General features: G+C 63.4%; 19 protein-coding genes. 8 read left to right on the top strand and 11 right to left on the bottom strand.

Annotation, left to right across the window (positions count from 1 at the left end; genetic code table 11):
• Positions 1 to 11: 11 nt before the first annotated feature.
• The 6 genes from AC1RNN_RS02435 to polA form a co-directional block, all read right to left on the bottom strand.
• The gene (locus AC1RNN_RS02435; protein ID WP_493086287.1) at positions 12 to 398 is read right to left on the bottom strand and encodes a hypothetical protein; all 387 of its coding nucleotides are present in this window, start codon (positions 396 to 398) and stop codon (positions 12 to 14) included.
• The gene (locus AC1RNN_RS02430; protein ID WP_493086289.1) at positions 398 to 1,219 is read right to left on the bottom strand and encodes a ZIP family metal transporter; all 822 of its coding nucleotides are present in this window, start codon (positions 1,217 to 1,219) and stop codon (positions 398 to 400) included. Before AC1RNN_RS02430 ends, AC1RNN_RS02435 begins: the two co-directional genes overlap by 1 nt.
• Complete coding sequence (locus AC1RNN_RS02425; RefSeq protein WP_493086291.1) at positions 1,216 to 2,124, bottom strand: dienelactone hydrolase family protein; 909 nt, start codon at positions 2,122 to 2,124, stop codon at positions 1,216 to 1,218. Before AC1RNN_RS02425 ends, AC1RNN_RS02430 begins: the two co-directional genes overlap by 4 nt.
• 99 nt (positions 2,125 to 2,223) lie before the next feature.
• Complete coding sequence (locus tag AC1RNN_RS02420) at positions 2,224 to 4,047, bottom strand: methyl-accepting chemotaxis protein (protein ID WP_493086292.1); 1,824 nt, start codon at positions 4,045 to 4,047, stop codon at positions 2,224 to 2,226.
• A 26-nt stretch (positions 4,048 to 4,073) separates the two neighbouring features.
• Positions 4,074 to 5,879, bottom strand: a complete 1,806-nt coding sequence (locus tag AC1RNN_RS02415; protein ID WP_493086294.1) for a methyl-accepting chemotaxis protein — start codon at positions 5,877 to 5,879, stop codon at positions 4,074 to 4,076.
• A gap of 55 nt (positions 5,880 to 5,934) precedes the next feature.
• Complete coding sequence (polA, locus tag AC1RNN_RS02410) at positions 5,935 to 8,727, bottom strand: DNA polymerase I (protein ID WP_493086296.1); 2,793 nt, start codon at positions 8,725 to 8,727, stop codon at positions 5,935 to 5,937.
• 59 nt (positions 8,728 to 8,786) lie between these two features.
• On the opposite strand from polA, the gene AC1RNN_RS02405 reads away from it, so the two are divergent.
• From AC1RNN_RS02405 to AC1RNN_RS02395, 3 genes are read left to right on the top strand one after another with little or no spacing between them, the layout of a single operon-like run.
• Complete coding sequence (locus AC1RNN_RS02405; protein ID WP_493086298.1) at positions 8,787 to 9,782, top strand: homoserine kinase; 996 nt, start codon at positions 8,787 to 8,789, stop codon at positions 9,780 to 9,782.
• Positions 9,779 to 10,573, top strand: a complete 795-nt coding sequence (locus tag AC1RNN_RS02400) for a BPSS1780 family membrane protein (protein WP_493086300.1) — start codon at positions 9,779 to 9,781, stop codon at positions 10,571 to 10,573. The genes AC1RNN_RS02405 and AC1RNN_RS02400 overlap by 4 nt, the downstream gene beginning before the upstream one ends.
• Positions 10,554 to 11,312 (top strand): FecR family protein, encoded by a 759-nt coding sequence (locus AC1RNN_RS02395; protein WP_493086302.1) that lies wholly within the window; start codon positions 10,554 to 10,556, stop codon positions 11,310 to 11,312. Before AC1RNN_RS02400 ends, AC1RNN_RS02395 begins: the two co-directional genes overlap by 20 nt.
• Before the next feature lie 77 nt (positions 11,313 to 11,389).
• On the opposite strand, the gene AC1RNN_RS02390 is transcribed toward AC1RNN_RS02395, so the two are convergent.
• Positions 11,390 to 11,851 carry a tetratricopeptide repeat protein gene (locus tag AC1RNN_RS02390; RefSeq protein WP_493086303.1) on the bottom strand — a complete coding sequence of 154 codons (462 nt, stop codon included), beginning with the start codon at positions 11,849 to 11,851 and terminating at the stop codon, positions 11,390 to 11,392.
• A 153-nt stretch (positions 11,852 to 12,004) separates the two neighbouring features.
• Between AC1RNN_RS02390 and AC1RNN_RS02385 the strand changes: the two genes are divergently transcribed.
• The gene (locus AC1RNN_RS02385; RefSeq protein ID WP_493086305.1) at positions 12,005 to 13,942 is read left to right on the top strand and encodes a PhoX family protein; all 1,938 of its coding nucleotides are present in this window, start codon (positions 12,005 to 12,007) and stop codon (positions 13,940 to 13,942) included.
• 108 nt (positions 13,943 to 14,050) lie between these two features.
• Here AC1RNN_RS02385 and AC1RNN_RS02380 read toward each other — a convergent pair whose 3' ends face one another.
• Positions 14,051 to 15,898, bottom strand: a complete 1,848-nt coding sequence (locus AC1RNN_RS02380; RefSeq protein ID WP_493086307.1) for a serine/threonine-protein kinase — start codon at positions 15,896 to 15,898, stop codon at positions 14,051 to 14,053.
• 130 nt (positions 15,899 to 16,028) lie between these two features.
• On the opposite strand from AC1RNN_RS02380, the gene AC1RNN_RS02375 reads away from it, so the two are divergent.
• Together AC1RNN_RS02375 and AC1RNN_RS02370 are read left to right on the top strand one after the other, a co-directional pair.
• Positions 16,029 to 16,664, top strand: a complete 636-nt coding sequence (locus tag AC1RNN_RS02375; protein WP_493086309.1) for a choice-of-anchor C family protein — start codon at positions 16,029 to 16,031, stop codon at positions 16,662 to 16,664.
• 21 nt (positions 16,665 to 16,685) lie between these two features.
• Complete coding sequence (locus tag AC1RNN_RS02370) at positions 16,686 to 17,333, top strand: choice-of-anchor C family protein (protein ID WP_493086311.1); 648 nt, start codon at positions 16,686 to 16,688, stop codon at positions 17,331 to 17,333.
• A gap of 53 nt (positions 17,334 to 17,386) precedes the next feature.
• Here the strand turns inward: AC1RNN_RS02370 and AC1RNN_RS02365 are convergent, their stop codons facing one another.
• Together AC1RNN_RS02365 and AC1RNN_RS02360 are read right to left on the bottom strand one after the other, a co-directional pair.
• Positions 17,387 to 17,707, bottom strand: a complete 321-nt coding sequence (locus AC1RNN_RS02365; RefSeq protein ID WP_493086313.1) for an antibiotic biosynthesis monooxygenase family protein — start codon at positions 17,705 to 17,707, stop codon at positions 17,387 to 17,389.
• A gap of 19 nt (positions 17,708 to 17,726) precedes the next feature.
• On the bottom strand, positions 17,727 to 20,141 hold the full coding sequence (locus AC1RNN_RS02360; RefSeq protein WP_493086315.1) for a UvrD-helicase domain-containing protein: 2,415 nt from the start codon (positions 20,139 to 20,141) through the stop codon (positions 17,727 to 17,729).
• 192 nt (positions 20,142 to 20,333) lie between these two features.
• On the opposite strand from AC1RNN_RS02360, the gene AC1RNN_RS02355 reads away from it, so the two are divergent.
• Together AC1RNN_RS02355 and AC1RNN_RS02350 are read left to right on the top strand one after the other, a co-directional pair.
• A complete protein-coding gene (locus tag AC1RNN_RS02355; protein WP_493086317.1) occupies positions 20,334 to 21,311 on the top strand; it encodes a GMP reductase in 978 nt (325 codons plus the stop codon).
• Positions 21,312 to 21,418: 107 nt separating this feature from the next.
• Positions 21,419 to 22,288 carry an NAD(P)-dependent oxidoreductase gene (locus AC1RNN_RS02350; protein WP_493086319.1) on the top strand — a complete coding sequence of 290 codons (870 nt, stop codon included), beginning with the start codon at positions 21,419 to 21,421 and terminating at the stop codon, positions 22,286 to 22,288.
• A 68-nt stretch (positions 22,289 to 22,356) separates the two neighbouring features.
• On the opposite strand, the gene AC1RNN_RS02345 is transcribed toward AC1RNN_RS02350, so the two are convergent.
• Positions 22,357 to 24,270, bottom strand: a complete 1,914-nt coding sequence (locus AC1RNN_RS02345) for a DEAD/DEAH box helicase (protein WP_493086321.1) — start codon at positions 24,268 to 24,270, stop codon at positions 22,357 to 22,359.
• Between the last annotated feature and the right edge of the window lie 104 nt (positions 24,271 to 24,374).

Genomic DNA, 24,374 nt, shown 5'->3' with positions numbered 1-24,374 from the left:
TTTTCAGGCAGTCAGCAGGCGTAGGACTCGCGAAAACGGGGGCCATCCACAAAGTCGCTGCGCCAGCTGCGGGCCTGCACCACCAGCCGACCGCCGTTGGCAAAACGCAGCTGCAGCGCAACCGGCCCGGTGTGCTGCGCCGGCAAGGCCCAGGCAGGGACGACAACGCCGCCCTGCTCCAGCCGCCCTTTTGCAATCCGGCCCAGTGCATGCGGGTCTTGCTGCGTCAGCTCCGCCCCTTCGAGGCACAAAAGGACGCCCAGCGCATAGCCCCAGTCCGACGCGGGCTGCCCCGCTGCCACGGCTCGCGCGCTCAAGGCCGAAAAGCGCAGCGTGAACTGCACGCCCTGCGCCTGCAGCACTGCCACCTCGCTATCGGCGAGCTGGCATTCCCACATCAGTGCGCGTGGGCCAGGCCGCTGACGGCCGTGACCAAAGCCATGCCCGCAACCAGCCAAGCCACTTGGGCGGCGGTCTCGCGCGCGCTCAGGCGTTTTTGCAGTTGCGGAATCAGATCGGCCAGCGCCACATAGATGAAGCTGCTGGAGGCCACGACCAGGAAGAAGGGCAGGTATTCCTCCAGCTGCTCCACCAGCCAGAAGCCCATCAGGCCGCCCAGCGCCGTGACGGCGCCGGCCAAAGACACCTTGGTGAGCGCCGCGCGACGGCTGGCCGTACCGGCACGCAGTACCACCAGGTCACCCATGTGGTGCGGCACCTCGTGCGCCAGCACAGCCAGGGACGCAATGACGCCCAGGCGCATATCGGCCATGAAGGCCGAGGCAATCAGCACGCCATCGCCAAAGCAATGCACGCTGTCACCGGCCAGAACGGCCCATGCGCCGGCCGGGCGGCTGGGTGCGTGGCCATGCGCGTGGTCATGGTGGGCGTGACCATGGTGGTGGTGTGCATGGCCATGGTCATGCGCATCTTCTCCATGGTGGTGCTCATGGCCGTGGTGCCAGAGCTCGGCCTTGTCCAGCAGAAAGAAAAACACCAAGCCCAGCAGCAGCAGCAAAAACAGCTCGCGTGCGCCAGCCTGGCTCTCAAAGGCCTCGGGCAACAGGTGCATGAAGGCCGTAGCCAGCAAGGCCCCGGCTGCCAAACTCAGCATGTGCTGGGTGTAGCGCCCCAGCGCACCAAAACTCAGGGCGGCGGCCAGCCAGACGCTTCCAATGCCGGCCGCCAGGGTTCCAATCAGGATCGCAACCAGAATCAAGCCACACCCTTCGCTTTGAACCAGGCCAGCGCGCGCGCAAAGCCGTCTTCGGCCGCGTCCTTGCGGTAGCTGGGGCGGTAATCCGCGTGGAAGGCATGGGGGGCCTGCGGGTAGACCACAAACTCGGAAGCCTGCGCTGCCGCATTGCCTTTAGCCGCAGCCAGCGCGTCCTTCATCTCGTTGACGGTGGTCAGCGGAATGCCGCCGTCCTGTCCGCCGTAAAGGCCCAGCACGGGCGCCTTGAGCGAAGCCGCGAGTTCGATGGGCTGCTTGGGTGTGAGCGCATTGGTGGCGCCGACCAGGCGTCCATACCAAGCCACACCGGCCTTGACCGCCTTGTTATGGGCGGCGTACAGCCAGGTGATGCGACCACCCCAGCAAAAGCCGGTGATGGCGAGCTTGTGGGTGTTGCCACCATTGGCCTTGGCCCATTGCACGGCGCCGTCGATATCGGCCAACACCTGGGCATCGGGCACCTTGGAAACCACTTCGGCCATGAGCTTGCCAATGTCGGTGTACTTGCTGGCATCGCCCTGGCGCGCGTAGAGGTCGGGCGCGATGGCGAGGTAGCCGGCCTTGGCAAAGCGGCGGCAGGTGTCGGCGATGTACTCGTGCACGCCAAAGATTTCCTGCACCACGATGACCACAGGCAGGTTCTTCTTGCCAGCCGGGGCCGCGTAGTAGAAAGGCACGGGGTAGTTGTCGACCTCGTAGACCGGGGTGCCGGTGATCAGGCCGGTGTCCGGCGTCTTGATGGCCGTCTGGGCCATGATGGGCATGGCCGTAGCCGCATAGCCCACACCCAGCGCGGCTTTGAGCGCAGTGCGGCGGGTGGCGCCGTCTTCGGTGGTCTTGCCGGGCAACAGGGAATTGACTTCGTTTTTCAGGGCATCAAGCACATCCATCTCCTTGGTTGAATCTGGGTTGAAAACAAAAACAGCAGGAAGTGTATGCACAACACATTCCTGCCGGTTGGGGCGGGGCTTTGAAAGACCCGCCGGGGTTCAGAAAGTTTCCCAGTCGTCGTCGCCACCCGCAGGGGTATTCACCTTGGAAGTCTGGGGTGCAGCGGCCGGCTTGGCGTGCGCCACGGGGGTCGCCGCCGGGACGGGCTTCTTGGGAGCAGCAGCGGCAGATGCGGCGGCTGGCTTGGGCGCTGCCGGTTTGGCCGGGCTGGCGCCCAGGCGCCGTTCGGTGCCCTTGAAGGGCTGGGCGACCGGGGCGCTGGAACGCACCTTGGCGGGCAGATGCGCCACCGGAGCATGGCCCGCAGACTCGTTGCCCAGCTTGAACACGGCCACCACCTGCACCAGGTCCTGCGCCTGGCTCTTGAGGCTGCTGGCGGCTGCGGCCATCTCTTCCACCAACGCCGCGTTTTGCTGCGTAGCCTGGTCCATCTGGGTCACAGCCTCGCCCACCTGGCCCACACCGGTACTCTGTTCGGCACTGGCCGCACTGATTTCGCCCATGATGTCAGTCACCCGGCGGATGCTGCTCACCACTTCGGTCATGGTGGCGCCGGCCTTGTCGACCAGCGTGGTGCCCTGCTCCACACGTTCTACGCTGGCGCCAATCAGGGCCTTGATTTCCTTGGCGGCTTCGGCGGAGCGGCCCGCCAGGCTGCGCACTTCAGAAGCCACCACCGCAAAGCCACGGCCTTGCTCGCCCGCACGCGCGGCTTCCACCGCCGCATTGAGGGCCAGGATGTTGGTCTGGAAGGCGATCCCGTCGATGACGCTAATGATGTCGGCAATCTTGCGGCTGGACTCGTTGATGCCTTTCATGGTTTCGACCACCTGGCCGACCACCTCGCCGCCCTGCACGGCTACCGTAGAAGCATTCATCGCCAGCTGGTTGGCCTGGCGGGCGTTGTCCGCGTTCTGTTTCACGGTGGAGCTAAGCTCCTCCATGGACGCAGCGGTTTCTTCCAGTGCGCTGGCCTGCTGTTCGGTGCGGGCGCTTAAATCATGGTTGCCTTGGGCGATTTCGGAGCTGGCAGTCGCCACCGATTCGGAGCCGCGGCGCACATTGCTCACCACGTTCACCAGGTTGCTCTGCATGTCGTGCAGCGTGGTGAGCAGTTGGCCCACTTCGTCGGTGCGACCGTGGCGGATTTCCCCGGTCAGGTCTCCATCAGCCACTTTGCGCGCCACCACCGTGGCCTCGCCCAACGGACCGGTGATGGAGGCCGATAGCAGCCAGGCCAGCACCACGCTTAACAGCAAACTCACAGCACCCAGCGCAATCAAGAGGCGACGGCTGCTGGTGTGGTTGTCCTGAATCTCTTTGGCCAGTTGGTCTATGGCATTGCGCTGGCTTTGCAGCATCGCATCCATCTTGGCCAGGTACACCTTGGAAGCCGGCGTGAATTTCTCGTCCAGCACCTTGTTGGCCTCCTCGGCCTTGCCTTCTTTCTTCAAAGCCACTGTCTCGTCCCGGGCCGCGATATAGATCTTGCGCTGCTCAGCGATTTCCTTGTACAGCGTCTTCTCCTCGTCGGAAGTCATCAGCGGCTCCAGGGCTTTCTGGAACTCGGACGAAGATTTGCTGGACGCCGCCTGGTCTTCGGCAAAGTACTCGGCCAGCGCGGGGTCGGCACTACGGGCAATCGCTGCAGTACGGCGCACACCCGTATGGATGTTGCGGTACCAGTCGCCCACCAGACGCTCCGTCTTGATCGGGTCCTGGACCATCAGCTCTGTGGCATCAGCCACCGAATTCAGACGCGCAATGCTGACCAAAATGACGACCAAGGAGAGCGCCAGAATCAAGGCAAAAGCCAGACCGAGGCGCTTGCGGATTGAGAGATTATTAAGGAAAGAGCCCATAGAGCCTCCGGTTTGTTATTGACTGATTAGAAGGTTTCCCAGTCCTCATCGCCGCCTGCGGGCGTGGGGGGTCTGGGGGTAGTTTTTGGAGCGGCGGGCTTGACGGTGGACGCAGTGGCTGCAGCCTTGGCAGCTGCGGGCTTGGTGGTTGGTTTTGGCGGGGGTGAGGTACGCGCGCCGGGGCCGTTGTCCGGCCCGGTGCGGCGCTCCGTGCCCTTGAAGGGCGGTGCCTTGGGTGCTGCCGAACGCACCGGCGCAGCGGCCAGCGCCACGCCGGGCTCTGTACGGGGCGCCACCTTGAATACGGCAACAGCCTGCTTCATGCGGTCGGCCTGTTCGCGCAGGCTCTCTGCGGCGGCGGCGCTTTCTTCCACCAACGCAGCGTTCTGCTGCGTCATCTGGTCCAGATTGGCGATGGCAGTGTTGACACCGGCAATGCCCGAGCTTTGTTCATTGGCTGCCGCCGTGATTTCACCAATCACGTCGGCCACGCGGCGCACGCTCTGCACGATCTCCTGCATGGTGGCGCCTGCGTCCGTCACCAGCTTCGTACCGGACTCGACCTTTTCCACCGAGGTACCGATCAAGCCCTTGATCTCCTTGGCCGCCTCGGCAGACCGGCCCGCCAGTGAACGGACCTCAGAGGCCACCACGGCGAAACCACGGCCCTGCTCGCCCGCACGGGCGGCTTCCACCGCGGCATTCAGCGCCAGGATGTTGGTCTGGAAGGCGATGCCGTCGATCACGCTGATGATGTCGTTGATCTTCTTGCTGCTGGCGTCGATTTCCTGCATGGTGCTGACCACTTGGGTCACCACTTCACCGCCACGCTGCGCCACGCTGGAAGCGCTGGCCGCAAGGGAGCTGGCCTGACGTGCGTTGTCCGCGCTTTGCTGCACGGTATTGGTGAGGTTGTCCATACTGGAGGCGGTAGCCTGCAGGTTGCTGGACGTCTGCTCGGTGCGCTGGGCCAGGTCGTTGTTGCCAGTGGCTATCTCGGCGCTGGCAGTGGCGATGCTGTCTGTGCTGCTGCGCACCTGCGCCACCATGCTGGCCAATGATTCGTTCATGGCGCGCAGCGACACCAGCAGGGTTCCAAATTCGTCCGCCCGGTCGGTGGAGATGACCGAACTCAAGTCCCCCTGTGCGATACGGGCCGCCAGATCGTTGGCCTGGGCCAGCGGTTCGCGGATGGAACGGACCAGCCAGGCCGTGCCTGCAAAAATGGCGGCAATGATGACCGCCAGCCCCACCAGAATGCCCATGGTGTTGCCCATGCGGCGGGCTTCGGTCTGCGTCTTGACCTCGACAAGCTGCTTCTTCTGCAGCTCCACCATTTCCTTCTGGGCCGCGATATAGGCCGCCATGGTAGGCAGGTACTGCGCATTCATGATCTGCATGGCCTGCTCGACATTGCCACCCGCCTTGGCATCACGCGCCTTGGTGCGCAGGTCAATCACGGCCTTACGCAGGTCGCCGATCTTCTTCATCTGCGCCTTGTCCGCATCGGTCAGCGGCATGGCCTCGATCTTCTTCTGCAGCTCGCCAATCTGGGCACTGGTGGCGTTGATGGGTTCCTTGAAGGAGTCGTTGACCGCGTTGCCCTCGGCCAGCAGGATGGCCTGGTTGCGGGCGGCATTGGTCATGGTCAGACCATTCCATTCCGTGCTGATCTGCACCAGCTCCTCGACCAGCGCCTGGTGTTCCCGCCCTTCCGCGAGGATGCTGGCGCTGCGCAGCAATCCCACAATCGCCACCGCGCAGATAGCCGCGATGACCAGCACAATAAATGCCCACAACTTGGTAGCGATCTTGAGTCCGTTGAGTCCCATGGCTTGACTCCTTTTCTAGTTATGCTGCACTGCGTTCAGCAGTGCATCGTCTACCTTAATGCGCCTTGTCCCAATTAGGGCCAACCCCAACTTCTGCCAGTAGCGGCACCTTGAGCGCAGCCACACCGGCCATGAGGCGGGGAATCTCGGTGCGCAGCCAGTCCACCTCGGCTTCGGGCACTTCAAACACCAGTTCATCATGCACCTGCATGATCATTTTGGTGGCTTTTTTCTCCTTGTCCAGCACCGCCTGCACCGCGTTCATGCTGAACTTGATGAGGTCTGCTGCCGTGCCCTGCATGGGCGCGTTGATGGCCGCACGCTCCAGCCCTGCCAGTAGTGCTCCCTTGGCCGTCTGGATGCCGGCGAGCTGCAGGCGGCGGCCAAACACGGTCTCCACATAGCCTTTTTCCCGTGCAATCGCCCGCGTGCTCTCCATGTACTGCTTCACACCGGGGTAGCGCTCGAAATAGCGCGCGATGTAGTTCTTGGCCGCCGTGTTGTCGATGCCCAGGTTGCGCGCCAGGCCGAAGGCGCTCATGCCGTAGATCAGGCCGAAGTTGATGACCTTGGCATAGCGGCGCTGCTCGCTGCTCACCTGGTCCACCGCCACGCCAAACACCTCGGCAGCCGTGGCCCGGTGCACGTCCAGGCCGTCGTGGAAGGCCTTGAGCAGGGCCGCATCGTCGCTGATGTGGGCCATGATGCGCAGCTCGATCTGCGAGTAGTCGGCGCTGGCGATCACGCAGCCCGGCGCCGCCACAAAGGCCTCACGCACGCGGCGGCCTTCTGCCGTGCGGATCGGGATGTTCTGCAGGTTGGGGTCGTTGCTCGACAGGCGCCCGGTCACCGCCACTGCCTGCGAGTAATGCGTGTGCACCCGGCCCGTGCGCGGCAGCGCCAGCTGGGCCAGCTTGTCGGTGTAGGTTCCTTTGAGCTTGGAGAGGCTGCGGTGCTCCAGCAACTTGGCCGGCAGGGGATAGTCCTCGGCCAGCTTTTCCAGCACCTCTTCGTCCGTACTGCGCGCACCGGTGGCCGTTTTCTTGACCACGGGCATGCCCAGCTTGTCGAAGAAGATTTCGCCCAGCTGCTTGGGGCTGCTGAGGTTGAAGGGTTGGCCGGCGATCTCGTAGGCCTCAGTCTCCAGCTGCAGGATGCGCTGGCCGAGTTCGTGGCTTTGCGCGGCCAGCGTGGGCGCGTCGATCAGCACGCCGTTGCGTTCGATGCGGTACAGGGTTTCGCTGCTGGCGATCTCCAGCTCGTAGATGGTGCGCAGCTTGGCGTCGGACTCGATCTGGGGCCACAGGGCCAGGTGCACATCCAGCGTCTGGTCCGAATCCTCACAGGAATACTCGGCCGCCTTCTCGATGTCGACCTGGTCAAACGGAATCTGGTTGGCACCCTTGCCGCACAGGTCTTCGTAGCTGATGCCGCTACGCCCCAGGTGGCGTTCCGCCAGGCTGGAGAGGTTATGCGGCTTGTGCGCCTCCAGCACATAGCTTTGCAGCATGGTGTCGTGCACATAGCCCTGCACTTCAATGCCGTGGTTGGCCAGCACATGGCGGTCGTACTTGACGTGCTGCCCCAGCTTCTTCGCTGCCGGGTTTTCCAGCCAGGGCTTGAGCCGGGCCAGCACCTCGTCGCGCGGCAGCTGGTCGGGCGCGCCGGGGTAGCGGTGCGCCAGCGGAATATAGGCCGCGGCACCCGGCGCCACGCTGAAGGACACGCCCACCACCTCGGCCACCATTTCATCGATGGAGGTGGTTTCCGTATCCAGCGCCACCAGATCGGCCGCCTCCACACGGGCCAGCCAGCTGTCAAAGGCCTCCCAGGTCAGCACCGTGTCGTAGGCCACGCTTCTGCGTGCCGGAGCCGCATCGGCTGCAGGTTCATCAAACAGGCCCGGACTCGCCGCTGAAGCAGCGGCCGGAGCCGCTGCGGGCGCGGTATCACCCGCATCGGAGCCCAGCGACTTGGCCAGGCCCTTGAAGCCATATTTTTCGTAAAAAGTGCGCAGAGCCCCCGTATCCTGTGCGCGAACAGCTATCGAATCCATAGCAGGCAGGCCATCCACCCATCCGGCCAGATCGCAATCTGTCTTGATGGTGAGCAGGCTGCGCCCCGTGGGCAGCCAGTCCAGCGACTTGCGCAGGTTCTCGCCCACCACGCCGGTGATGTTGGCCGCGTTGTCCACCACGCCCTGCAGCGAACCATATTGCTGCAGCCACTTCACGGCCGTCTTGGGCCCCACCTTGGGCACACCGGGCACGTTGTCCACGGCGTCGCCCACCAGAGTCTGGTAGTCCAGCATCAGGTGCGCGGGCACGCCAAACTCAGCCTCCACGCCTGCCAGATCGCGGCGCTTGCCGTTCATGGTGTCGATGATGGTGATGTGTTCGTTGACCAGTTGCGCCAGGTCCTTGTCGCCGCTGCTCACAATGACCTCAATGCCCTGCTTTGCTGCGGTGACCGCCAGGGTGCCGATCACGTCATCCGCTTCCACGCCGGGCACGTCCAGCACGGCCCAGCCCAGGTGGCGCACCACCTCGTGGATGGGCGCAATCTGGCTGCGCAGATCGTCGGGCATGGGGTCGCGGTGCGCCTTGTACTCGGGGTAGATGGTGTCGCGGAAGGTCGGGCCCTTGGCATCGAACACGCAGGCCACGTAAGCAGCCGGGTACTCCTTGCGCAGACTGTTCATCATGTTGATCATGATGCGGATGGCGCCAGTCTTCTGCACCGTACCATCGGGCAGCGTGATGCTCATGGTCTCGCCACCGGCAAAAAAGGCGCGGTACAGGTAGCTGGAGCCATCGACCAGCAGCAGGGTTTTACGGGGTTCGGTCATAAAAGGTATTGTGCCCCCACGCTGCGTCGCTGCGAGGAAGCCGCCCCTACAATTACCACATGGCTGTATACACAGAGGTCTCCTTCGACGAGGCCAGCACATTCCTTGCATCCCTCAAGCTCGGCGACCTTCAGACCCTGGAAGGTTGCTCCGGCGGCATTGAGAACACCAACTACTTCGTCACCACCGACCAGGCGCCCTATGTGCTGACCCTGTTCGAGCGCCTGAGCTTTGAGCAGTTGCCGTTCTACCTGCGGCTCATGAAGCACCTGGCCTTTCACGGCGTGCCAGTGCCCGACCCGGCCGCCAACCGCGACGGCGATGTGCTGCACAGCCTGAACGGCAAGCCCGCCGCCGTGGTCAACCGCCTCAAGGGCCGCAGCGAACTGGCCCCGGGCGTGGAACACTGCCGCCAGGTGGGCGCCATGCTGGCGCGCATGCACCTGGCCGGGCGCGACTTTGGCATGCAGCAACCCAATCTGCGCGGCCTGCCCTGGTGGAACGAAACCGTACCCGTGGTACTGCCGCACCTGGAAGCCGCCCAAGCCCAGCTGCTGCAAACCGAACTGGCGTACCAGAACCATGTGGCCGCCAGCAGCGCCTACACCGGCCTGCCGCGCGGCGCCATCCATGCCGACCTGTTCCGCGACAACGTGATGTTCGAAACGGTAGACGGTGCGCCGCAACTGAGTGGTTTCTTCGACTTCTATTTCGCCGGCGTGGACACCTGGTTGTTCGACCTGGCCGTCTGCCTCAACGACTGGTGCATCGACCTTCCCACCGGCGTGGCTGACCTGGAGCGCTCGCGCGCCTTTGTGCAGGCCTACGCCAGCGTGCGCCCGCTCACGGCGCAGGAGCGCGAACTGTTGCCCGCCCTGCTGCGCGCCGGCGCCCTGCGCTTCTGGATCTCACGCTTGTGGGACTGGTACCTGCCGCGCGAAGCCAGCATGCTCAAACCCCACGACCCCACCCATTTCGAACGCGTGCTGCGCGAACGTGCCAACCATCCGCTGGGCATGGCCCCGCTGGAAGCCGGAGAGGCGGTGCTCGCATGAAGCTGCGTCTGGTTCCCGCCCGCCAGGGCGCCACCTGGGTCAAACAGGGCATTGCTGCCTTCTTCAAGCAACCCCTGGCCCTGCTCGGCCTGCTGTTTCTCTTCATGGGGAGCATGACGCTGTTGAGCCTGCTGCCCGTACTGGGCAGCATCGTGGCACTCACCCTGCTGCCCGCCGCCACATTGGGGTTGATGGCTGCAACCCGCGAAATCAACAAAGGCAACTTTCCCATGCCCACGGTGCTGCTCGCCGCCTTTCGGGCCGGACGCCAGCAATTGCGCGCGATGCTGCTGCTAGGCCTGCTCTATGCCGTGGCGCTGTTTGTCGTGCTGGGCCTTTCCGCAGCGGTGGATGGCGGCCAATTTGCCCGCCTCTACCTGGGCGGCGGCGGCCTGAGCGAAGAGATGGTGCAACAGCAGGCGTTCCAAAACGCCTTCATGCTGGCGACCGTGCTCTATATCCCCGTGTCGCTGCTGTTCTGGCATGCGCCGGCCCTGGTGCACTGGCACCAGGTCCCTCCGGTCAAAAGCCTGTTTTTCAGCCTGGTGGCCTGCATGCGGAACTTTTGGGCCTTTACCGTCTTCGGAGTCAGCTGGGCATTGCTCATGATCACTGCGGGCCTGGCGGTCAGCAGCGTAGCCATCCTGCTGGGCAGCCCGCAGATGCTGGGCGTGGTGCTCATGCCATTCGGCATGATCTCTGCGGCCATGTTTTTTGCCTCCCTGTATTTCTCGTTCGACGACTGTTTTGAAGCCCCTCCAGGAGACACGAATGACACAGCACACCCTTGAAGGCCGCAGCGACAATGAAGTTCTGTGGTTCCAGCGCCGCGGCTTCTTGCAGGCCGCTGCCGCGTGGACCAGCATGGGGGGCTTTGCCACCGCGCACGCCCAGTCGCGCAGCAATGTGGTCGAACTCGTGGGCGACGCCACCGTCAACGGCCGCCGCCTGCTGACACAGCAGCCCATCCAGACCGGCGATGAGATCGTCACCGGCCCGGACTCGCGCCTGGTTTTCGTGATCGGCAACTCGGCCTTCCATGTGCGCCAAAACTCGCGCATGACAGTAGAGCGCGGCGCCACCCTCAATGCGGTCAGTCTGCTGCGCTTGGTCACCGGCGCGGTGGTCAGCGTCTGGGGCAAAGGCAGCAGCCGCCAGATCGTCACCCCCACGCTGACCGCTGGCATCCGTGGCACCGGCGTGTACACCGAAATCTTTGAGAACCAGGGCGGGCGCAGTTACTTCTGCAACTGCTACGGCACGGTGGACATGGCCGCCGGCCGCGACAAGACCGTAAGCCGCTCCGACTACCACCAAGCCTTTTGGGGCGAAGTGCAGCCCAAAGAAGGCCGCCTGCTGACACCAGCCAAGGCCATCAACCACACCGACGAGGAGCTGGAGTACTTGGCCGCGCTGGTCGACCAGCGTACGGCCTGGCAAATCCTGGGCAAGAAGGGTGTGAAGGACGGCAAGGGCTACATGGAAGAAAAACCGGACCAGCCGCACCCGGCGGCGAAGCCCAATTCCTGAGCCATAGCCAGCGGCAGCGCCACCCGTTGCGGCGCTGCGATATCACCCGGACAGGGAGGCCACACGGCCTCCCTTTTTTATTTCGGGCTGGCCTTGCGGAATGCCGCAATCGCCTTGGCCAGGTCCTCGTACTCCTCACACTCCCGGTTGCCGCAGATCTTTTCCAGTTCCGCCAGGTGGCGCTCGGCCATCTCCGGTTTGCGGACCATCAGATACGCCTCGCCGATGTACTCGTGTGCGCCCTTGTGGCGCGGGTCCAGCTGCAGCGCCATGCTGTAGTGTTCAAAGGCCTTGGGCAGATCCGGCTTGTCCTGCTTGCGGTAGGTGTAGGCCAGCAGGTTGTGGGCATCGGCGTTGCCCGGATCGTCGTGCAGGGCCGCTTTCAGGTCGTACTGCGCACGGCTCCAGCCCTTGCGCCCGATCGCCTCGCGGGCCGAGGCCATGCGCTCACTGACACTGGACGGAATGACGGCGGGCAGGTCGACAGCCAGAGCCGGAAGGGCCAGGCTGCAGGCCAGCACAAGAACGGCAGGTTTCATGGTGAATTCTCCAACGCTCCCCACAGGTTAGCGGATGTAGCCTGCCGTTGGGGTCAAGGTTTTGTCACTCATCTGTCACATACAAAAGCTAAAAACTCGGGCTAAGCCTGCCACCCGGCAGAGCCGTTCACTCCCCTTTCAGCGAGCACCACGATGGCAAAAGACTTTTCCCAGATGGAAGACAGCAACCGCTCTTCCAACCCCAGCATTCATGACGTCTCCCTCCCCTCGCGCCGCACCGTGCTGCGTGGTGGCCTGGGTGGCCTCGCCAGCAGCCTGCTGTCGCCCCTGGGCGCCCTGGGTGCTGCCGGTGCGGCCACGACGCTGACCGGCTGCGCCTCCACCATGACGCACACTGGCGCGCTGCTGGGTTTCAAGAGCGTGGCCATCTCCACCGCCGACACCGTGACCGTACCCGAGGGCTACACCGTGCAGGTCATTGCCCCCTGGGGTGACCCGGTCGGCATGTCCGGCGAAAACAACGCCTTCAAGGACGACGCCAGCAACACCGCCGCCCAGCAGGAAACCCAGTTCGGCATGCACCACGACGGCATCCACTACTTTGCCCAGAACGGATCCAAGAGTGGTCTGCTGGCGATGAACCACGAGTACGTGGACAATGGCCTGCTGTTCACGGACGGCGTGGACAACTGGAGCCTGGAGAAGGTGCGCAAGTCGCAGGCGGCCCACGGCGTGTCCATCTTCGAAGTGGAAGAAAAAGGCGGCAAGTGGGAAGTGGTCAAGCCCTCCCCCTGGGCCCGCCGCATCACCTCCAACACCCGCATGGAGCTCAGCGGCCCCGCCGCCGGTCACGCCCTGCTCAAGACCGCTGCCGACCCATCCGGGCGCGTGGTGCTGGGCACGGTCAACAACTGCGCCAGCGGCATCACGCCCTGGGGCACCTACCTGACCTCGGAAGAAAACTTCATCAACTACTTCAGCGGCAGCGACAACCTCAGCGAACACGACAAGCGCTGGGGCCTGAAGAAGGGTGGCGCCGGCTACCGCTGGCATGAGCATGACGCACGCTTTGATGCGGCCAAGAACCCCAACGAACCCAACCGCTTTGGCTGGATTGTGGAAATCGACCCCTTTAACCCCAGCTCCACCCCCATCAAGCGCACCGCGATGGGCCGTGCCGCTCACGAAGGCGCCACGGTTGCCGTGACCAAGGACAAGCGCGCCGTGGTCTACATGGGTGAAGACTCGCGTTTTGAGTACATCTACAAGTTCGTCAGCCGCGACGCGATCAAAGAAGGTGGCGCTGCCGCCAATGCCACGCTCCTGGACCACGGCACGCTGTATGTGGCCCAGTTCAATGCTGACGGCAAGGGCCGCTGGATTGCGCTGACCCACGGCCAGGGCCCGCTGACGGCGGCCAACGGCTTTGCGGATCAGGGCGAGGTGTTGATCAAATCCCGCCAGGCCAGCGACCTGCTGGGAGCCACCAAGATGGACCGCCCCGAGTGGATTGCCGTGGACCAGCAAGGCTGGGTCTACACCACGCTAACCAACAACAGCAACCGCGGTGCCGCCAAGCAACCTGGCGTGGACGCAGCCAACCCGCGTGTGAACAACACGCAGGGCAACATCATCCGCTGGAAGGAAGACGGCGACCATGGCGCCACCACCTTCGCCTGGAACCACTTCATCATGGCTGGCGACCCCTCGCTGGAACGTGCCGACGCCAAGGGCAGCATCAAGGGCGACATGTTCTCCTGCCCGGATGGCCTCTGGGTGGATGGCCGTGGCGTTCTGTGGATCCAGTGCGACATGTCCACCTCTGCCATGGGCAAGGGTGACCTGAAGAACTTCGGCAACAACATGATGCTGGCCGCCGACACCCGCACAGGCGAAGCACGCCGCTTCCTGGTTGGCCCCGCGGGTTGCGAAATCACTGGCGCCACCGGCACCCCGGACGGCAAGACCATGTTCATCAACATCCAGCACCCGGGTGAGCCCGCGGACGAAACCAGCGACCCCAAGAACCCGCGCGCGGTGTCCAACTGGCCCGAGAAGAAGGCTACCGGCCGTCCACGCTCGGCCACAGTCGTCATCCGCAAGGCCGACGGCGGCGTGATCGGAACCTGAGTCCCCTTGGGCTGAACTGATGGCGGGCTGCAGCAATGCAGCCCGCTATTTTTTTGATAGCTGCTTGCGCACATTCCACGGGGGCTGGAAACCAATCTAGTGCTGAAATCAGATGGAGGGCTTGAGCTTGAGGCAGTTGTTCTCGGGAATGCGCTTGGCGCCTGCCTTGCTACGGGCTTCATCCGTGGCTTCGCACGCGAACAGCATGCCGTAGTACATGCGGCGCCAGTAGACATCGTCGCCCGGTGCGTCCTTCTGCAGGTTGGCGATGAACAGCGTCTCCACCTGGCGCAGCACATCCTTGCGCTGGGCCAGCGTCCAGTCCTGCTGCAAGGGCTGCTCCAGAAACAGACGTTCCAGTTCGGGCACATCGCGCGTATGGCCCCACAGCGCCGGCGTGGAGGCCAACACCACTTTCTCGTTGAGCACCATGCGGATCAGCATAGAGCGGTACAGGCACTCCCGCGAATCGGGATGGAAGGAATCGGCGCTGGCCTTGATCGACTGCAGCTGGTTGGCAATCGCCGAGGGCGCCATGTACTTCACGGCGCGCGCGCGCTGCTCCAGCTGAGCCACCGTCATGCGGGTCATGGGCGGCTCGTAAACCGAGAGCTGCACGCACTCGGGCATTTCTCCCGTGGGCTCGGCGGGTGCGACGGCAATGGGTTTGGGCTGCGTCGAAGAAGCCGCAGCTTGGGCAGGCTGTGCCTGCACGGGTTTCGCCGGTACCACCGGGGGCACAACTGTTGGCGCGACGGCCACCACCACGCTGCTGGCGGGCTGCGCCGCCGGTGGCGCAGCAGGCACAGCCGTCGGGGGAGCCACAGGCGCCGCAGCAGGCAGCTGCGCCACCTGCGGGCGCAGGTCCAGCGCCACCCACAGCGCCGTAGCCGCCAGCCCCAGCGCCAGAACGCCGGCGGCACCTGCCAACCAGACGCTGCTGCGCATCTGCAAAAACGTCTTGCGCCCCGGCGGGCGCGGCAGTTGCACCGGGTCGCGGCCCGTGGATTCCTCCAGCGAACCCGCACCGCTGGGCCGGGGGCGCCGGCGTACCGGCACCGGCTGGCCCCACCAGGGCGGCGACTGCAGCGCCTGCAACTCGGTCACCAACGCCTGCATGGTCTGCAGGCGCGCAGCCGGGTCCTTGGCGCTGGCCTGGGCAATCAGGGTGTCCAGTGCGGGGTAATCACGCAACGGCTGCACATCGACCAGCGCGGGCACCGGGTCATTGAGCTGGGCCCACAGCAATTGCGAGGTGTTCTCCCGGTCGAAAGCCTCCCGCCCGCTCAACGTCTCGAACAGCACCAGCCCCAGCGCATAGATGTCGGCCCGCGCGTCGATGGTGCCGGCGCTGATCTGCTCGGGCGCCATGTAGCGCGGCGTGCCGGCCACGCCGCCCTCCATGGTCAGGCGTGTGGCCATCTCGTCGGTCACGCGGGCAATGCCAAAGTCCAGCACCTTCACATGCCAGCCTGCAATGTCCCGGCGCACGCGGATGTTCTCGGGCTTGATGTCCCGGTGCACCACACCCCGCGCATGGGCAAAGGCCAGTGTCTCCGCCACCTTGCAGATAATCGCCTGCGCATCGGCAAATGGCAGCGCGCCCTCGCGGTCCAGCAGGGAGGACAGATCCTCACCTTCCACATACTCAAACGCCAGAAACAGGTGACCGTCTTCGTCCACACCCGTGTCCAGCAGCTGGGCCGCGCCGGGGTGGCTCACCTCCAGCGTCATGGCCGCCTCGCGCTCAAAACGCTTGCGCAGCTGCGGATCGTCCGAGAGATGGGCTGGCAGGAACTTCAGCGCCACCTGCTTGCCCACACCCAGCTGCTTGGCCAGGTAGACCGCCCCCATGCCGCCACTGCCGATCTTGCGGAGCAGCTGGTAACGCCCAGCCACGAGCTGCAGCGAGGGGCGGGAGGCGGTGCGGGTGGAGGGGTCGGGACGGCTGAACATGGGCTGGCAGGACTATAGACCGCCGCCAAACTAGTCCGACCAGACTATCGCGCTACGAGGGCAAACCCTTCACAATTCGTTACATCTGCACCAAGGTACCTTGGCGCGCGCATATTCTTCAGGGATCACTATGAAAATTTCCAAAAAATGGCTCGCCGGCCTGGCTTTCGCAGCCCTCGCCCCACTGGCCAACGCCACCCCCAACCTGATCGTGAACGGCAGCTTTGAAAGCTCGACCTTCAACGGCAGCTTCACGACCTTCGGCGCTGGTTCCACCGGCCTGACCGGCTGGACCATCGATTTCGGCAGCGTAGACCTGATCAACCACTACTGGCAGCCATCCCAAGGGAACTACAGCCTGGACCTGAGCGGCAACGAGGATGGTGTGATTTCCCAAACTTTTGCGACAGTGATTGGTCAGAAGTATTTGGTGTCTTTCGATATCGCAGGCAACCCTGATGACCGGAATGTTGATCCCGCAAAGTACTTGATAGTAGGTCTGAATCAGGATGTCGACTACAGCTTCGACACAACTGGGAAGAGCCACAGCAATATGGGCTGGATCACCAAGAGCTTTGTATACCAGGCAGTCACCAGCCAAACCCAACTGAGCTTCACCGGATGGCAAAGCTCCCCCTATGGCGTGGCACTGGACAACATCTCCGTGACTGCCGTACCCGAACCCGAAACCTACGCCATGCTCCTGGCTGGCCTGGGTGTGGTGGGTGCGCTGGCACGCCGCAAGCGCAAGACCGCCGCGCAATGAACTAAAGCAGGGAATCTCACAATGAAAACCATTCACGCAATCGCCCTCGCTGCTGCCTTGGCAGCGGGTGCAAGCCAAGCTGGCGCAGCCACCAATCTGGTGGTGAACGGCGGCTTTGAAGCCCAAACCGTGCAGGACACAGTTAAGAAATTTGACACCTTCAGCACCGTCTCCCAAGGCCTCGTGGGCTGGACTGTCAGCTTGCCCAATGCCTCCGTGGATCTGGTCAGCAATGCCTACTGGACCGCAGCCTCTGGCAACAATAGTCTGGACTTGAATGGCCTGAACAAGGGAAAGATCAGCCAAGTATTGAGTACCGTGGTCGGTCAGCTCTATACCCTGTCCTTTGATCTGGCAGCCAACACCAATGCGGGCACTGCCTTGAAAGGTGTGTCTGTCAGCCTGATCACTCCCAACATCTACAAGGCTGACCCCACCGGCCACTCCAACCTCAACATGGGTTGGACCCATTACAGCGGCCAGTTTGTGGCGCAAAGCACGCAGACCGTGCTGAGCTTCACCAGCACAGTAAACGGCCCGGCCGGCGTGGCCTTGGACAACATCTCGGTGACCGCTGTGCCCGAACCCGAAACCTACGCCCTGATGCTCGCCGGCCTGGGCCTGATGGCTACGGTGGCACGTCGCCGCAAGCAGAACAAGGCAGCGTAAGCTTCCCGTCCTCCAGAAAAAAGGCCTGTTCTCTCGAACAGGCCTTTTTGCTTTCAGAGGCTGTAATCGCGCTCCACCTTGGCAATACGCGTCTTGAACGCCGCATACCACTTGGCGTGACCGAGTTGCTGCGCCACCTGGTGCTCGGCATTCGCCTTCCAGGCGCGGATGGACTCCAGGTCTTTCCAGTAGGAAACGGTGATGCCCAAGCCGTCACGGGCCGACTCCACGCCCAGGTAGCCGGGTTGCTGGGCCGCCAGGGCCAGCATTTTTTCAGCCATCTCGCCATAGCCTTCATCGACGGCGGTGCGCAGGCTGGTGAAGATGACCGCGTAGTACGGGGCGGGTGGGGTGTTGGCAATGTCCAGGCTCATGGCGTGTCTCCAAATCGGGTCAGGGTACAGGGGTCAGTTTGGCCACGCTGAGGGCCAGCCACTTGGTGCCGTGGCGGGGGAAATTGATCTGCGCGCGCGCATCGTCGCCCGCACCTTCCAGTGTGAGCACCGTGCCCTCGCCAAACTTGGCGTGGAACACTTTCTGGCCCTTGCGCAGCCCCGTAGGCTCTTCCTTGCGGGGTACTTCTTTCTGGGGCGCAGGATAAGAGCCAAATCCGCTTCCAGCCCCCGTGAAATATGCGCGAGCAGCTCCTGAATTAGTAGCATATCCGCCGCCGCCCCAGCTCCCGCCAAAACCACCGCCAGCCGGCATGGGTTGCTGCTTGGGCGTAAGGTATTTGAGGCACTCCTCAGGCAGCTCGTCAAAGAAGCGGCTCTTGAGGTTGTAGCGTGTCTGCCCGTGCAGCATGCGCGTCTGCGAGTGGCTCAGGTACAGGCGCTTGCGTGCACGCGTAATGGCCACATAGGCAAGGCGTCGTTCTTCCTCCAGGCCCTCGTGGTCGCTCATGGAGTTCTCGTGCGGGAACAGGCCCTCCTCCATGCCGGTGATGAACACGCAGTCAAACTCCAGCCCCTTGGCGCTGTGCACCGTCATGAGCTGGATGGCGTCCTGCCCGGCGGCAGCCATGTTGTCGCCAGCTTCCAGTGCAGCATGGCTCAGAAAGGCCTGCAGGGGTGACAAGGTCTCGCCGGTTTCACCGAACTCGTCCGCGGCCGCAGCCAGGGCCTCGCCACTCAAACCTTGGCTGGCCGGACTCTGGCTCAGCGCGGCGGCCGAGCTGACCAGAGGCGTCATGCCCGGTGCCTCGCGACCAAAGCCTTCCTGCATCACAAAGCTCTCGGCTGCATTGACGAGTTCGTCCAAGTTCTCGATGCGGTCTTCGCCCTCGCGGTCATTGCGGTAGTACTCCAGCAGGCCGCTGCTGTCGAGCATGAGCTTGACGATGTCTTTGAGGTTTTTGTCTGCGGTCTGCTCCCGCAACACGTCGATCTTGGCCACAAAGCCACCAATAAGCGCACCCGGGCGGCCCGGCAACAGGCTCACCGCATCGTGCAACGAGCAGCCCGTAGCCTTGGCCTGGTCCTGCAGTTGCTCAATGCTGCGCGCACCTATGCCGCGCGCAGGAAAATTCACGACGCGCAGAAAGCTGGTGTCGTCGTTGGGGTTCTCCAGCAGGCGCAGGTAGGCCAGTGCGTGCTTGATCTCGGCACGCTCGAAAAAGCGCAGACCGCCGTACACGCGGTAAGGAATGGCTGCGTTGAACAGGCCGGTTTCAATCACCCGGCTTTGTGCATTGCTGCGGTAGAGCACGGCGATTTCCTTGCGCTCCACGTCATCGCGGATCAATTGCTTGATCTCGTCCACCATCCACGTGGCTTCGGCAAAATCGCTGGGCGCCTCGTAGACGCGCACTGGCTCACCCGCCCCCTGCGCGGTGCGCAGGTTCTTGCCCAAGCGCCGGCTGTTGTGGCTGATCAGCGCGTTGGCGCTGTCCAGGATGTTGCTGAAGCTGCGGTAGTTTTCTTCCAGCTTGATCTGCTGGCGCACCTCGAACTCGCGCACGAAGTCCGTCATATTGCCCACGCGCGCGCCGCGGAAGGCGTAGATGCTCTGGTCATCATCGCCCACGGCCAGCACGGCGCCACCGCCGTCACGGCCCAGCAGGCCGTCGTTGCCCTGCCCCGCAATCATCTTGATCCAGGCGTACTGCAGCTTGTTGGTGTCCTGGAACTCGTCGATCAGGATGTGGCGGAAGCGGCGCTGGTAATGCTCCCGGATCGGCTTGTTGTCACGCAAGAGCTCGTAGCTGCGCAGCATGAGTTCGCCAAAGTCCACCACGCCTTCGCGCTGGCATTGCTCCTCGTAGAGCTGGTAGATCTCGATTTTCTTGCGCGTGTCCGGATCGCTGGCCACCACGTCCTTGGGGCGCAGCCCCTCTTCCTTGCAGTTGCCGATGAACCACCCCAGCTGCTTGGGCGGGAAGCGCTCACTGTCGATGTTGTACTGCTTGCACAAGCGCTTGATGGCGCTGAGCTGGTCCTGCGTGTCCAGAATCTGGAAGGCCTGCGGCAGGCCGGCATTCTTGTAGTGCGCGCGCAGAAAACGGTTGCACAGGCCGTGGAAGGTACCAATCCACATGCCGCGCACATTGACCGGCAGCATGGCGGAGAGACGCGTCATCATCTCCTTGGCCGCCTTGTTGGTGAAGGTAACCGCGAGAATGCCGCCGGGCGAGACGTAGCCGTTCTGCAGCAACCAGGCGATGCGCGTGGTCAGCACCCGCGTCTTGCCCGAGCCTGCACCGGCCAGAATCAGCGCGTGCTCGGCCGGCAGTGTGACGGCAGCGAGCTGCTCGGGGTTCAGGTTGTGTAGCAAAGGGGAAGAGGTGCCAGCGGCGGCGGGGGAATGCATGCCCCGATTGTAGAAAGGCCCAAGACCTGCACTGTTTGGGGGCCATATAAAAAACCATATACCGCCCCCCCGCCAACCCGCCTAGAATCAATCACCGGGCCCAAGCAATTGGCACCCGGTTTTTTTATGGCCGGTGTCAGTCCAAGCGCCCAGTGTTTTTGAACCTGAAAACTTTGGATAGGAGCTTGGGCCATGGAAATTTTTGACTACGACAACATCCTCTTGCTGCCCCGCAAATGCCGGGTGGAGAGCCGTTCTGAATGCGATGCCGGCGTGGAGCTGGGCAGCCGCAAATTCCGCCTTCCCGTCGTCCCCGCCAACATGAAAACCGTGGTGGATGAGTCCATCTGCGAATGGCTGGCGAAGAACAACTACTTCTACGTCATGCACCGCTTTGACTTGGACAACGTGAAGTTCACTCAGGCCATGCACGCCAAGGGCCTGTTTGCCTCCATCTCGCTGGGCGTCAAGCAGCCCGATTACGCGACTGTGGACAAGCTGGTGGCCCTGGGCGTGACGCCCGAGTACATCACCATCGATATCGCCCACGGTCACGCCGACAGCGTGCGCGACATGATCATTTACTTGAAGAAGCACCTGCCCGGCAGCTTCGTCATCGCCGGCAACGTGGCCACGCCCGAGGCCGTGATCGACCTGGAAAACTGGGGTGCGGACGCGACCAAGGTAGGTGTAGGCCCGGGCAAGGTGTGCATCACCAAACTCAAGACCGGTTTTGGCACCGGCGGCTGGCAGCTCAGCGCCGTGAAATGGTGTGCCCGTGTGGCGACCAAACCCATCATTGCCGATGGCGGCATCCGCAGCCACGGCGACATCGCCAAAAGCATCCGCTTCGGCGCCAGCATGGTGATGATCGGCTCGCTATTCGCAGGCCACGAAGAATCGCCCGGCAAGACCGTGGAAGTCGATGGCGCGCTCTACAAGGAGTACTACGGCTCGGCCAGCGACTTCAACAAGGGCGAGTACAAGCACGTCGAGGGTAAGCGCATCCTCGAACCCGTCAAGGGCAAGCTGGCCGACACGCTGGTCGAGATGGAGCAGGACGTGCAAAGCTCCATCAGCTACGCGGGCGGCAAGAAACTCATGGACATTCGCAAGGTCAACTACGTGACCCTGGGCGGCGACAACGCGGGCGAACACCTCTTGATGTAAATCAGGCGCTGCGGGGCTGTCAGCCTTTCGACAGCCTTTGAAGGCCCCCTGTCATGCGCCGCCCCATGGGCGGCGCTATTCTTGTGCAGAGGAGCACAAGAATGACCATGAAAATTGCACTACTTGGCATAGGCCTGATGGGCCTGCCCATGGGGCGCCGGCTCTGCGAGGCCGGCCACACGGTCCATGTCTGGAACCGCACCCGGCACAAGGCAGAGCAACTCATTCCCCTGGGCGCCACCGTGCACACCACGCCAGCCCTGGCTGTCAAAGACGCAGACATCGTCATCCTCATGCTGGACCACGGAGGTGTGGTTGGCCATGTGCTGTTCGAACTGGGCGCGGCCGCCGGCATCGCCCCCGGCACGCTGCTGGTGGACATGTCCTCCATCAAACCCATTGAAGCCAAAGACCATGCAGCACGCCTGAGCGAGCTCGGTGTGGACTATCTGGATGCGCCCGTCTCGGGCGGCACAGTGGGCGCCGAGCATGGCACGCTGGCCATCATGGTGGGCGGCAAGGCCAGCAATTTCGAACGCGCCGTGCCCATCTTCAAGGTCTTTGGTCGACCCACCCATGTGGGCCCGATCGGCTCCGGCCAGCTCACCAAGCTGGCCAACCAGATGATCGTGGGCGCCACCATCGGCGTGATTGCCGAGGCCCTGCTACTGTGCGAGCGCGGCGGTGCCGACATGGGCAAGGCCAAGGAGGCGATCACTGGCGGCTTTGCCGACAGCCGCATCCTGCAGGTGCACGGCCAGCGCATGGTGGAGCGCGACTTTGCTCCGCGCGCGCGCATGACAGTGCAGATCAAGGACCTGCGCAACGCGCTGGCAACAGCCAGCGAGGTCGGCTTTGACGCCCCTATCACCGCCCTCTTCGAGCAGCTCTACGCCCAAGGCATAGACCATGGCCTGGCCGACCTGGACCACGCCGGCCTGTTTGTGGAGTTGGCCAGCCGCAACGGCATGGCCTGAGCCCCTACTTCTCGCACAGACGAAAAAAAGGCCTCTTGCGAGGCCTTTTTTGATGGGGCGAAGCGAACTTAGTCCGCGTTACGCGAGGGACGCTTCTTGGCGTCGCGCGGCACAAACACCTTGCCGCCGTTGCCAGGCTTGGCAAAACCGCTGGGCTTGCCAGCAAAGCCAGGCTTGCGAGCGCCGAAGTCGCCACGCGGAGCACCGAAGTCACCGCGCGGGGCCTGGAAATCGCCGCGAGGCTGAAAGTCGCCACGCGGTTGGAAGTCACCGCGTTGGGGACGGTCACCACGCGGAGCGCCCTGACCGGCAAAACGGTCATTGAAACCACCCTTGCGCTCGTAGCTGAAACCTTCGCGCGCTGCGGGGCTGAAGTCGCGGGAGTTATGGCCGAAGTCACGGTTGCCGCCTTCAGGGCGACCACCGAAACCACGTGCGGGGCCGTAGCCTTCGCGGTTGCCACCGCCAAAGCCACCTTCACGCGGACCGCCAAACTTGCGATCGCGCTGCTGGAAGTCGCCACCGCGGCCACGGCCGCCGAAGCTGGGGCGCGATTCAGGCGCGCGCTGCTGAGGCTCCAGACCGGGCACAGTCTCAGCTTTGATCGGCTGACGGCTGTAGGCTTCGATGTCGAAGATCTTGCGGCGGTCGCGGAATTCGGCAAAGGTCACGGCGATACCGTCGCGACCGGCACGGCCGGTGCGGCCAATGCGGTGGGTGTAGTCCTCGGCCTTCATGGGCAGGCCGAAGTTGAACACGTGGGTGATGGTAGGCACGTCGATGCCGCGTGCGGCCACATCGGTGGCTACCAGGATCTGCACCTGGCCGTTGCGCAGCGCCATGAGGCGGCGGTTGCGCAGGCCCTGGCTCAGGGCGCCATGCAGAGCCACGGCGGAGAAACCATCCTGTTGCAGGTCGTTAGCCAAGCCGTCGCACTCGATCTGGGTGCTGGCAAAGACCACGGCCTGGTTGATGGTGGTGTCACGCAGCCAGTGGTCCAGCAGCTTGCGCTTGTGCACCATGTTGTCAGCCCAGAACAGCACTTGCTTGATATTGGCGTGCTTTTCCTGCGGGCTATCGATGGTCACACGCTGGGGTTCGCGCATCACGCGGGCAGCCAGCTGCTGGATGCGGGGTGCGAAGGTGGCGCTGAACATCATGGTCTGTTTGCGGGCGATGGTCAGCTGGTTGATTTCAGCCAGGTCATCGGAGAAGCCCAGGTCCAGCATGCGGTCGGCTTCGTCCACCACGAGGAACTGCACCTGATCCAGCTTGATTTGCATGGAGCGTTGCAGGTCCAGCAGGCGGCCAGGCGTTGCCACGACCAAATTGGCGTTTTGCAACTTGGCGATTTGTAACTGGTAAGGCATGCCACCGACGATATTGGCCACGCGCAGACCACGGCAGTGCTGCACCAGGTCAATCGCGTCGTGCGCCACTTGCTGGGCCAGTTCGCGGGTGGGGCAAACGATCAGGGCGCCAGGAGACGGGGCCTTGAAGTTGCGGGCATTGGTGGGGTCCTTGCGCTTGGGACGCTTGGGGGCGGGTTCGCCCTTGGCCAAGGCTTCAGCAGTCAGGCGCTCAAACTCGGCGCGTTCGTCGGCTTCAGCTTGGGCGATTTGCGTCAACAGGGTGTGCAACACAGGCAGCAGGAAGGCTGCGGTCTTGCCGGAGCCGGTCTGGCTGGACACCATCAGGTCGATGTACTTGGCGGCTTGGTCTTTGGTCGCACCGGAACCCATGGCCAAAGGGATAGCCTTCTGTTGCACCACGGTGGGTTGGGTGTAACCCAGGTCTTTACAGGCTTGCACCAGTTCAGGGGCCAAGCCCAGCTCGACGAAGCCGTTGGGGGCCTCGATGGTCTCTGCAGCGTCGGCAGCATCCAGCCCGGCGGTTTCACCGATGGAATCCACGGTGTTTGCGGGCATGGAAATGTTTTCGGCAGGCGCGAATTCGCCTGTCACTTCAAAAGCGTCAGTCATATTTTTTCTCACACGCGAGCGCCGCAGGGTGTGCGGCTGCTCCGTCAATGGTTAAAAAACATCAACCATCAAACGGAACCTGCTCTGCCCCGCCGTGGGGGTCT

This window comes from Rhodoferax sp. GW822-FHT02D07, from assembly GCF_058802405.1.
The sequence above is the reverse complement of the archived record's forward strand: the minus strand, read 5'-3'. Positions and strand labels throughout refer to the sequence as shown.